The sequence below is a fragment of the Bradyrhizobium sp. 33ap4 genome, from assembly GCF_032654765.1.
Lineage (GTDB): Bacteria > Pseudomonadota > Alphaproteobacteria > Rhizobiales > Xanthobacteraceae > Bradyrhizobium > Bradyrhizobium australafricanum.
Genome location: NZ_JAUMTJ010000115.1, coordinates 1 through 10,945, shown reverse-complemented (window position 1 = coordinate 10,945; position 10,945 = coordinate 1). Strand labels below are relative to the sequence as shown.

The following is a 10,945-nucleotide window of genomic DNA, read 5'->3' as shown; positions in this document are numbered from 1 at the left end:
ATCTTTGCAAATCCGATGGAATCACACCCCACTGAGATCACTCACCCATTTTTCAGTCAGGCTCTCAGGATGACGGGGAACAGGCAGGTTCAGCTTCGCTTGCTGCCCCGAGGCGTAACGTGATAGGCCGCCACTCTTGTTGGGTGGCGTTAACACAGGGCAGGTCTATGGCTGATGCAAAATACGACGTTCTTGGGATCGGTAACGCGATCTTCGACGTGCTGGTGCAGACCGACGAGGGGTTCCTTGCCCGTCACGGCATGACCAAGGGCTCGATGCAACTGATCGACGAGGCGCGCGCCACCGCGATCTACGGCGACATGGGCGTGGCGACCGAGATGTCGGGCGGCTCGGCTGCCAACACCATCGTCGGCGTCGGCAGTCTCGGTGCCCGCGCCGCCTATGTCGGCAAGGTCAAGGACGACCAGATCGGCAAGCTTTACGTCCATGATATCCGCGCCGCCGGCGTGGCGTTCGACACCGCGCCGGCCAGGACCGGACCGGCCACCGGCTGCTCCTACATCCTGGTGACGCCGGACGGCGAGCGCACCATGAACACCTATCTCGGGGCCGCGCAGGATCTGACGCCGGACGATATCGATCCGAACCAGATCGCAGCCGCCAGCATCATCTATCTCGAGGGCTATCTCTGGGATCCGAAGAACGCCAAGGACGCGTTCGTGAAGGCGGCTGACATCGCGCATGGCGCGGGCCGCCAGGTCGCGCTGACGCTGTCGGATTCGTTCTGCGTCGATCGCTACCGCGACGAGTTCGTCGATCTGATGCGCAAGGGCGTGGTGGATCTGGTATTCGCCAACGAGTCCGAGCTGCACTCGCTGTACCAGACCTCGGATTTCGACACCGCGCTGAAGCAGTTCGGCAAGGACACCAAGCTCGGCGTCGTCACGCGCAGCGAGAAGGGCTGCGTCGTGATATCAGGCGACAGCGTCGTCTCGGCGCCCGCCTCGCCGATCGACAGGCTGGTCGACACCACCGGCGCCGGCGATCTGTTCGCCGCCGGTTTCCTCGTCGGTCTCGTGCGCAATGTCGGCCATGAGAATGCCGGTCGGCTCGGCGCGCTCGCCGCCGCCGAGGTGATCCAGCACATCGGCGCCCGGCCGCTGGTGTCGCTGCAGGATCTGGCGAAGCAGCAGGGGCTGCTGGTTTAAGGGCGCCGCTCTTTCTCGCCTCGCCCCGCCTGCGGGGAGAGGCCGGATCGCATCGCAAGATGCGACCCGGGTGAGGGGGAGTCTCCGCGTACTCATCTTCATCCAGTTTGCGGAGGCGGCCCCTCACCCCGACCCTCTCCCCGCAAGAGCGGGGCGAGGGAGAAGAGAGATCACGCCGTCTTCGCCGCCTTGAGCCCGAGCCGCTGCTCGACCGCGTCGCGCATCACGAACTTCTGGATTTTCCCCGTCACCGTCATCGGGAATTCCTCGACGAACTCGACATAGCGCGGGATCTTGTTGTGGGCGATCTGGCCATGGCAGAAGGCGCGGACCTCGTCGGCGGTGAGCGTTTCACCCTGCCTGATCCTGACCCAGGCGCACAGCTCCTCGCCATAGCGCTCGTCGGCGACGCCGAAGATCTGCACGTCCTGGATCTTCGGATGGCGGTAGAGGAATTCCTCGATCTCCCTCGGATAGAGGTTCTCGCCGCCGCGGATCACCATGTCCTTGATGCGGCCGACGATGTTGCAGTAGCCCTCGTCGTCGATCACGGCGAGATCGCCGGTGTGCATCCAGCCATTGGCGTCGAGCACGTCTGATGTCTTCTCCTTCTCGTTCCAATAGCCGAGCATGATGCTGTAGCCGCGGGTGCAGAGCTCGCCGCGTTCGCCGCGCGGCACCACCTTGCCGTCGAGATCGACGACCTTGACCTCGACATGCGGATGGATGCGACCGACGGTGGAGACGCGGCGCTCCAAGGGATCGTCGGTCGCGCTCTGGAAACTCACCGGGCTGGTTTCGGTCATCCCATAGGCGATCGTCACCTCGCGCATGTTCATCTCGGTGTTGACGCGCTTCATCACCTCGATCGGGCAGGGCGCGCCGGCCATGATGCCGGTGCGCAGCGACGACAAGTCGAAGCGCGCGAAGTCGGGATGGTCGAGCTCGGCGATGAACATGGTCGGCACGCCGTACAGCGTCGTGCATCTCTCCTGCGCGACCGTCGTCAGCGTCGCCAGCGGATCAAAACCTTCGCCGGGATAGACCATGGTGGTGCCGAGCGTGACCGAGGCGAGGTTGCCCATCACCATGCCGAAGCAGTGATAGAGCGGCACCGGAATGCAGATGCGGTCCGCTTCGGTCAGGCGCATGGCGCGGCCGGTGAAGTAGCCGTTGTTGAGGATGTTGTGATGGGTCAGCGTCACGCCCTTGGGCGAGCCGGTGGTGCCGCTGGTGAACTGGATGTTGACGGGATCGTCGAATTGCAGGCTCTCGCCGAGCGCCGCAAGCAGCTCGCGATGGCGATCGCCGCCCATCTGCGATACCGCATCGAACAGAATGGTGCCCGGCGCCGCCGGTCCGCCGATCTGGATCACGGCGCGCAGTTGCGGCAGCCGCGCCGAGCGCAGATGGCCGGGCTCGGAGCTCGCAAGCTCGGGCAGCAGCGTGTTCAGCATCTCCATATAGGCCGAGGTCTTGAATGCGGTCGCCGTCACGATCGCGGCGCAGCCGACCTTGCCGAGTGCGAATTCCAGCTCGCTGAGGCGATAGGCCGGATTGATGGTGACGAGGATCAGTCCGGCTTTCGCGGCGGCGAATTGCGTTAGCGTCCATTCCGGCCGGTTTAGCGACCAGATCCCGATCCGCTCGCCGCGTTGCAGCCCGAGCGCGATGAAGCCCGCCGCCAAGGCATCGACGCGCTCGGCGAACTCGTTCCAGGTCCAGCGCACATTGTGGCTGGGCGAGACCAGCGCCTCGCGCGTGCCCCAGCGCGCCCGTGCGCGGTCGAGGCTGCGGCCGATGGTTTCACCGAGCAGCGGCGTATCGGAAATGCCGCAGACATAGCTGTCTGCCTTGCTGTTTCCCTTGGGTGTGGGTGCCAAGCTCGTCCTCCTCGTGGTCGTGTTCATGTCGTCACGCTTTTTGCGCGATCTTAGTCGTTTGGCGCCGATGGGACAGGCCCGACCTATGGCGGGTATGGTTTTCGATTGTGGCGGCGACGGGTTCCGCTTCACCTCGCCCCGCGTGCGGGGAGAGGTCGGATCGCATCGAAGATGCGATCCGGGTGAGGGGAGTCTCTGCGAGTCCAATTGCGACCGTCTGCGCGGAAGCAGCCCCTCACCCCAACCCTCTCCCCGTAAGAACGGGGAGAGGGAGAGGAGTCCCGTCACGGTTGGTACGACTTATCTCATCGAGCCTTACGCCGCCCTTTGCCCGCTGCCGGCGTCGAGCCCGGCATAGATGCCCTTCTCGAAGCCTGCGAAGGCTTCCAGGCTGTGCTTGTCGGCGAACGGCAACAGCTGGGTCAGGATCACGCCGCAGACGTCGCGCGACGGATCGATCCAGTAATAGGTGTTGGCAAGGCCCGCCCAGGCGAGGCTGCCGGCGCTGCGGCCTTCCGGCGTCTTGGCGGTGTTGATGAGGAAGCTCAAGCCCCATTTCTTGACGATGTCGGGATAGAGATCGACATCGTTGGTGTACATCGGCAAGGCCGTCGTCATCTTGCCGACGGTGAGCTCGCCGATGTGATTCTGCCCCATGGTCGCGACCGTCTCGGCCTTCAGCACCTGATTGCCGTTGCCTTTGCCCTTGTTGAGGATCATCTGGCAGAACTTGATGTAGTCGGCCGCGGTCGAATACAGGCCGCCGCCACCCATGTGGAATTCAGGATTCTGCTCGAGCTCGAACGGGATTGCCGCCAGCGTGCCGTCCTCGCCGCGGGCATGCATGCCGACCAGCCGCTTGCGCATGTCGTCGGAGATCTTGAAGGCGGTGTCGCTCATGCCGAGCGGCGCGAACACGTTGTCGCGCAGATAGGCATCGAGCTTCTTGCCGGATGCGGCCTCCACCGCCTTGCCGACGAAGTCGATATTGGTGCCGTATTCCCAGCGCGTGCCGGGATCGGTCATGATCGGCGTCTTGAGCGCGGCATTCAGGCAGGTGATGATGCCGGGCGTGCCGGTCTTTTCGAGATACTTGCCGAGATTGCCGTCCCACATGTCGTAGGCGAAGCCGGCGGTGTGGGTCATGAGCTGGCGCAGCGTGATCGGCTTTTTCGCCGGCCGCAGCTGCGGTTCGCCCTTGGCGTCGAAGCCGTCGAGCACCTGCACCGCGGCGAGATCGGGCAACAGCTTGCCGATCGGCTCATCGAGCGAGAGCTTGCCCTGCTCGACGAGCTGCATCGCGCCCGCCGAAGTCACCGCCTTGGTCATCGAGGCGATCCAGAACACGCTGTCCGCCGTCATGGGATCGCTCTTGGAGAGGTCGCGCTTGCCGAACGCGCCTTCATAAATCACGTCCTTGCCGGTGGCCGCGATGGCGACCACGCCGGGAATTTCCTTTGCCTCGCTTTTCTGGCGCAATACCTGATCGATCTGAGCCTTGCTCTGCATTGGGCGCTTCCTCCGGTGGGGTTTATTGTTTTGAAGTGGGCGGATCATCCTCCCGCTTTTCCGCTCCCGCAAGGCGGGCGCGATGCGACGACGTCGCGATGTCGTGAAGGCCGGCCGCTAGGAACGGCCTTGGTCGGGAGGCGTTCACCACGCGCGCAGATTTTGCAGGGGACTTCGAGCAAGTCCCGGTGACCTTCGCGGGTGGCCACGGTAACGTGATCAAGGAATGATTTTCGTACCTGATTATTTGCATTAACGCATTCAGATCGCTGCACAAACGGTGCGGCGGATTGGACCGGATTTGACGAAAAGATTCGTCATTTCCCGCCTTGCGGGGGCGCAGCAATGATTTCGACATGGAGTGAATGGAAGCGCTATCCGCGGCCGGGCCGCGGCGAGAATATCGAAGCGCCGATCAGCCCAGGTCTCTACGAAGTCCGCTACGCAGGTACCGGCGCACTGCACTCGTTCGAGGCCGTCGCGAATGTCGCCCGGGCGCTGGCGCTGCTGCAGACCGGCGCCAAATCCTGGTTCGGCCGCCGCGATGCGCGGGCGCAGGCCGACCTCGAATACCGGACCTGCGCGACCTCGACCAAGGCGGACGCCAAGGCCGCGGCCGAGCGCATGATCGGGCGTCGTGAAACCTATATGTCCGGCGGCGCGGTCTGATCAGAGCCGTCATTCCGGGGCGATGCGCAGCATCGAACCCTCAGGTGCGCAACTGCGCACCGAGAATCTCGAGATTCCGAGTTCGGCTCTTAGAGCCGCCCCGGAATGACAACCCTCCAACAATCGCGCCGCGTTTGCGTCCAAGCAGGGTCGCGCCCGGCGCCGGTGCATCGCAGCGGCTTTCCGCCTATATAGGCGGTGAACACCCCCAAGAAATTCCAGAAATGACAGGAGTAACGCCATGACCCCGCCCGTCGCCGCACGCGCCACCCAATCCGCAGCATCCTCCCTGCAGAGCCGCCTGAAGGACCCCTCGCTGCTGCGCGACCGCTGCTATATCGATGGCGCCTGGGTCGGCAGCCCCGAATTCGCCGTCAACAATCCGGCGACCGGCGTCGAGCTGATCAAAATCCCGCAGCTGAGCGCCGATGACGCGACCAAGGCCGTCGAGGCCGCCGAGCGCGCGTTTCCGGCCTGGGCCAAGCTGACCGCGAAACAGCGCTCCAACATCCTGCGCAAATGGTTTGATCTGATCATCGCCAACCGCGAGGACCTTGCGCTGATCCTGACCTCCGAGCAGGGCAAGCCGCTGGCGGAAGCGCTCGGCGAGGTCGATATCGGCGCCGCCTATGTCGAATTCTTCGCGGAAGAGGCGCGTCGCGTCTATGGCGAGACGATCCCGACCCAGCGTCCGGACGCGCGTCTGCTCGCGATCCGGCAGCCGATCGGTGTCTGCGGCGCCATCACCCCATGGAATTTCCCGAACTCGATGATCACCCGCAAAGTCTCGCCGGCGCTGGCGGCCGGTTGCACCGTGGTGCTGAAGCCCGCCAACGAGACGCCGCTGTCCGCGCTCGCGCTCGTTGCGCTGGCCGAGAAGGCCGGCGTGCCGAAGGGCGTGTTCAACATCATCACCGGTGATGCGCCGCCGATCGGCAAGGTGCTGTGCGAGCATCCGGCGGTGCGCTTCGTCGGCTTCACCGGCTCGACCGAGGTCGGCAAGATCCTGTACCGGCAGGCGTCGGTCGGCGTGAAGAAGCTCGGCCTCGAGCTCGGCGGCAACGCGCCGTTCGTGGTGTTCGACGACGCCGATATCGATGCCGCCGTCGAAGGCGCCATCGTCTCGAAGTATCGCAACATGGGCCAGACCTGCGTCTGCGCCAACCGTCTCTATGCCCAGGACAAGATCTACGACGCGTTCGTCGCGAAGCTGTCGAAGAAGGTCGCGGAGATGAAGATCGGCGACGGCACGGAGCAGGGCGTGACGCAGGGGCCGCTGATCAACATGGAAGCGATCGAGAAGGTCGAACGGCACATTGCCGATGCGGTGAAGGGCGGCGCCAAGATCGTCACCGGCGGCAAGCGTTCGTCGCTCGGCCGCAGCTTCTTCGAGCCCACGGTGCTGTCGGATGTGCGGCCGGACGCGCTGGTGTCGCACGAAGAGACCTTCGGCCCGCTCGCGCCGGTGATCCGCTTCAAGGACGAGGCCGACGTGATCGCGATGTGCAATGCCTCACCGTTCGGCCTTGCCTCCTACTTCTATTCGCGCGACATCGGCCGCGTCTGGCGCGTCGCCGAGGCGCTGGAGTCGGGCATGGTCGGCGTCAACTCCGGCCTGATCACGACCGAAGTGGCGCCGTTCGGCGGCGTCAAGGAATCGGGCCTCGGCCGCGAAGGCTCGCGCCACGGCATGGAGGAATATGTCGAGATCAAATACGTGATGATGGCCGGCGTCTGATCGCCGTCATTACCTTTGAGAGTGTAGCGAGATTAGGCCGTATCGTGACGGCAACTGCCGCTGCGCACCCTCTCCCCGTTCTTGCGGGGAGACGGTTGGGGTGGGGGGCATGCCGGGCAGCATCCATTGCCGGCCCGACGGCGGCGATCACGGCGAGTGGATCAAGCTCGGCTGGGCGTTCAACGCGGAACAGATTACCGAGCCGATTCGCGAGCCGGAACTGAATCCCTATTTCCCCGAAGTCGTGCTGCGCGCGGCGAGCCGGCTGCAGCCAAAGCTCGCGCACTATCTCGGCGCGCTGCCGCGCGACCGCGTGCATTACGGCGGCTACTATCCGATGACGAGAGAGAATTGGCCACTGATCGGGGCGGCGAAGACGCCAAGCGTGTTCCTCGCCACCGCGCTGTCGGGCTACGGCACGATGGGCGCCCGCGCCACCGGCGACCTCTGCGCCCGCGCTGTGGTCGGCGCGCCCGTGCCAGTCTTCGCCCGCAGCCTTTCGCTCGCGCGCTATGACGACAAGGCGCTGATGGGTCAGCTTGCGGCGAGCGAAAGCCGCGGGTCGCTGTAGTTCTCGCCTTCGTAGCCCGAACGAAGCGAAGCGAAATCCGGAGTCTCTCCGCATTACCTTCCCCTGAAATGGGGAGGTCGCTTTGCTCGTCAGAGCAAGCGGGTGGGGATCAGCTCTCTCCGCATACGGCATCGCCTGCGGCTCACCCCATCCCGACCTTCCCCCTTTCAGGAAAAGGAGAAGGCTAGCGAGACGTAATCTTCAGCCGTGGCCGCTCTCAGTGCCGAAGGCGCCGTGACGGCCGACGCCGGAGGCAAAGCGCGCCGCGCCCGACAGCGTTTCGCCTGACGCTATCACGTCGAGCCCGCCGCGCATCTCGTTCCTGATCGCCTCTTCCTCGTCGAGGTCCCACTGCCGCAGCGCCGACAGCCGGTCGGCGCGCATGCATTTCTGCGGGAATCTCGCGATGTCCTTGGCGAGCGCAATGGCGTGGGCGCGGGCCTCACCCTTCGGCACCAATCGGTTCGCGAGTCCCATGCGGTGGGCTTCGGGCCCGGCAACCGGGCGTCCGGTCAGGATCATGTCGATGGCCTGCGAATGGCCGATCAGTCGCGGCAGGCGGATGGTGCCGAGATCGATCAGCGGCACGCCGAAGCGGCGGCAGAACACGCCGAAGGTTGCGTCCTCGGCCACGACGCGCATGTCGGCCCACAGCGCGAGCTCCATGCCGCCGGCGACCGCAAAGCCTTCGATCGCGGCGACCACTGGCTTCGACAACCGCAGCCGGCTCGGTCCCATCGGCGCGATCGTGTCGTGGCCGCCGACCTCGCGCTTCTTCTCGGGATCGCCCGCCGCCACCGCCTTCAAATCGGCGCCGGCGCAGAAATAGCCGCCGGTGCCGGTGAACACCGCGACCGATGCGCTCGCGTCAGCATCGAAGGCGAGAAACGCGTCATACAGCTTGCGCGCGGTGGCGCCATCGACGGCGTTGCGGTTGTGCGGACGGTTGATGGAGATAATGGTGACAGGACCGTCGCGCTCGACGAGCACGGTATCGGCATCGGACATGGGGCGCTCCCTGGGCTGTTCTTGTTGTGCCCGGAGAGTGGCATCAGAGGTGAGTTCGTTGCAATCCCACGACAGACAGCGCAATTCCGCAGGGTGGGCAAAGCGAAGCGTGCACCGCTCGTTCCCCGTCATCCCGAGGTGCGAGCGGAGCCAGCCTCGAAGGATGAATCGGCCACCAGCCGGGCCGTCGACCCTTCGAGACGGCCGCGTTGCGGCCTCCTCAGGGTGACGGTGAAAGAGCGAACGCGCCGACGGTGCAGCTAAACCTTCAGCTCGCTTCCCGTCACGCGGCGATACGCTTCCAGATACCGCTTGCTCGTCGCATCCACCACGCTCGCTGGCAGCGGCGGAGCGGGCGCATCGCCGTTCCAGCGGCCGGCGCGGCGCTCGACGTCGAGATAGTCGCGCAGTGGCTGCTTGTCGAAGCTCGGCTGCGGCTGGCCGGGCTTGTAGGCATCGACCGCCCAGAAGCGCGACGAATCCGGCGTCATCACCTCGTCGATCAGGATGATGCGGCCGTCCTTGTCGCGGCCGAACTCGAACTTGGTGTCGGCGATGATGATGCCGCGGGCGCGGCTGGTCTGCTCGCCGTAGCCATAGACGTCGCGCGCCATCTTCTCCAGCGTCGCGGCGACGTCGGCACCGACGATCTCGCGCACCCGCTTAACCGTGATGTTCTCGTCATGGCCGGCCTCGGCCTTGGTCGCCGGGCTGAAGATCGCGGGTTCGAGCTTCTGGCTCTCGACCAGGCTGGCCGACAGCTTCTCGCCGGCAAGCGTGCCCTCGGCCGCGTATTCCTTCCAGGCCGAGCCGGAGATGTAGCCGCGGATCACGCATTCGATCGGAAACACCGTGGTGCGCTTGCACAGCATCGCGCGGCCGAGGATGTCGGCGCGATGGTCCTTCAGTTCAGGCACCGCGCGGATGATCTCGTCGGCATCGGCGCTGATCATGTGATGCGGCACGGTGCCCTCAAGCTGCCGGAACCACCAGGCGCTGATCTGGGTCAGCACCGCGCCCTTCATCGGAATGGTTTCCGCCATCACCACGTCGAATGCCGAGATGCGATCGGTGGTCAGCAGCAACACGCGATCGTCGCCAACGGCGTAGATATCGCGCACTTTGCCGCGGCCGATCCGGGGCAGGGGCAAATCGCTGGATAGCATCGCGGTCATGGCCTGATCTCTCTAGGTGGCTTTTCAAAATAGGTGGCTTGCAAAGACGAGCGCCCGCACGCGGCCGTGCGGGCGTTCGAGGTTATCACAGGAAATAACTCACTCCGGCAGCGGAATGAACTCGTGTTCGTGCGGAACCTGCGCGAAACGGCCGGTTTTCCAGTCCTGTTTGGCCTGCTCGATCCGCTCCTTGGATGACGAGACGAAATTCCACCAGATATGGCGCGGCCCTTCCAGGGCGTCGCCGCCGAGGAACATCATGCGGGTCGGCCGCAGCGTCTTGACGGTGATGCGGTCGCCGGGCCGGAAGATCAGGAGCCGCGGCCCCTCGTGGCGGTCGCCCGCGATCTCGACCTCGCCGTCGACGAGATAGATCGCGCGCTCCTCATGGTCGGGGTCGAGCGGCACCGAGGTGCCGGCCTTCGCGGTCACCTCGGTGTAGAACCAGGGCGAGACCATGCTGACCGGCGAGGTGATGCCGAATGCCGAGCCCGCGATGATGCGCGCGGTGAAGTCGCGCTCGGAGATCATCGGCAGGTCGCCGGCGCCATAATGCTGGAACGACGGCGCGATCTCCTCCTTGCCCGCCGGCAGCGCGATCCAGCTTTGCAGGCCCAACATCTTCTGGCCGTCGCGGCGCTGCACGTCGGGGGTGCGCTCGGAATGCGCAATGCCGCGGCCCGCGGTCATCAGGTTCATCGCGCCGGGCTGGATCTCCTGGATGTTGCCCTCGCTGTCGCGGTGCATGATGCTGCCGTCGAACAGATAGGTGACGGTGGCGAGCCCGATATGCGGATGCGGCCGCACGTCCATGCCCTTGCCGGCGAGATACTGCACCGGCCCGAAATGGTCGAAGAAGATGAAGGGTCCGACCATCTGGCGCTTGCCGTGCGGCAGCGCGCGGCGCACCGCAAAGCCGTCGCCGAGATCGCGGGTGCGCGGCACGATGATCAGATCCAGCGCGTCGCAGGTCTTGGGATCGCCGAGTTCGGGATCGGTCGAGGGCTGCCAGCTCATGTCGGACTCCTTACAGTAGTGTAGCGATGATACTCTTTTGCCGTGATCATACTCTCTATCCGTCGTCCCGGCCAAGCCAACGGGTTGGCGCGAAGCGCCGCCCGATGACAGGCTCCGCGCGAGCCGGGGCCCATAACCACCGATGCTAGTCTTGCGAAGGCTGGGGCCCCAGCTTTCGCTAGCAACACACATCGGTGGTTATGGGT

9 protein-coding genes are annotated in these 10,945 nt (G+C 65.0%); 4 read left to right on the top strand and 5 right to left on the bottom strand.

All coding sequences use genetic code 11. The features are described 5' to 3' along the window. The first annotated feature begins 167 nt into the window (after window positions 1-167). Window positions 168-1,169, top strand: a complete 1,002-nt coding sequence (locus Q2M23_RS42425; RefSeq protein WP_076824515.1) for an adenosine kinase — start codon at window positions 168-170, stop codon at window positions 1,167-1,169. 170 nt (window positions 1,170-1,339) lie between these two features. Here Q2M23_RS42425 and Q2M23_RS42420 read toward each other — a convergent pair whose 3' ends face one another. Both Q2M23_RS42420 and Q2M23_RS42415 read right to left on the bottom strand, forming a co-directional pair. Next, on the bottom strand, window positions 1,340-3,079 hold the full coding sequence (locus tag Q2M23_RS42420; protein ID WP_410469842.1) for an AMP-binding protein: 1,740 nt from the start codon (window positions 3,077-3,079) through the stop codon (window positions 1,340-1,342). Between the two features lie 288 nt (window positions 3,080-3,367). Next, window positions 3,368-4,561, bottom strand: coding sequence for a serine hydrolase domain-containing protein (locus Q2M23_RS42415; protein WP_253638159.1), 1,194 nt, complete (start codon window positions 4,559-4,561; stop codon window positions 3,368-3,370). A 345-nt stretch (window positions 4,562-4,906) separates the two neighbouring features. Here Q2M23_RS42415 and Q2M23_RS42410 point away from each other — a divergent pair, with 345 nt between their 5' ends. The 3 genes from Q2M23_RS42410 to Q2M23_RS42400 all read left to right on the top strand — a co-directional run bounded on the left by Q2M23_RS42410 (window position 4,907) and on the right by Q2M23_RS42400 (window position 7,539). Beyond that, entirely contained in the window at window positions 4,907-5,230 is a 324-nt protein-coding gene (locus tag Q2M23_RS42410; RefSeq protein ID WP_057015316.1) for a hypothetical protein, read from the top strand. Between the two features lie 241 nt (window positions 5,231-5,471). Continuing rightward, the gene (locus Q2M23_RS42405; protein ID WP_057015317.1) at window positions 5,472-6,968 is read left to right on the top strand and encodes an NAD-dependent succinate-semialdehyde dehydrogenase; all 1,497 of its coding nucleotides are present in this window, start codon (window positions 5,472-5,474) and stop codon (window positions 6,966-6,968) included. 109 nt (window positions 6,969-7,077) lie between these two features. After that, window positions 7,078-7,539, top strand: a complete 462-nt coding sequence (locus Q2M23_RS42400; protein ID WP_316399322.1) for an FAD-dependent oxidoreductase — start codon at window positions 7,078-7,080, stop codon at window positions 7,537-7,539. Between the two features lie 201 nt (window positions 7,540-7,740). On the opposite strand, the gene Q2M23_RS42395 is transcribed toward Q2M23_RS42400, so the two are convergent. The 3 genes from Q2M23_RS42395 to Q2M23_RS42385 form a co-directional block, all read right to left on the bottom strand. Beyond that, window positions 7,741-8,547, bottom strand: coding sequence for a crotonase/enoyl-CoA hydratase family protein (locus Q2M23_RS42395; RefSeq protein ID WP_057015319.1), 807 nt, complete (start codon window positions 8,545-8,547; stop codon window positions 7,741-7,743). Between the two features lie 260 nt (window positions 8,548-8,807). Then, the gene (locus Q2M23_RS42390; RefSeq protein ID WP_316399321.1) at window positions 8,808-9,722 is read right to left on the bottom strand and encodes a phosphoribosylaminoimidazolesuccinocarboxamide synthase; all 915 of its coding nucleotides are present in this window, start codon (window positions 9,720-9,722) and stop codon (window positions 8,808-8,810) included. A gap of 99 nt (window positions 9,723-9,821) precedes the next feature. Then, window positions 9,822-10,739 (bottom strand): pirin family protein, encoded by a 918-nt coding sequence (locus Q2M23_RS42385; RefSeq protein ID WP_028335539.1) that lies wholly within the window; start codon window positions 10,737-10,739, stop codon window positions 9,822-9,824. Window positions 10,740-10,945: the final 206 nt, after the last annotated feature.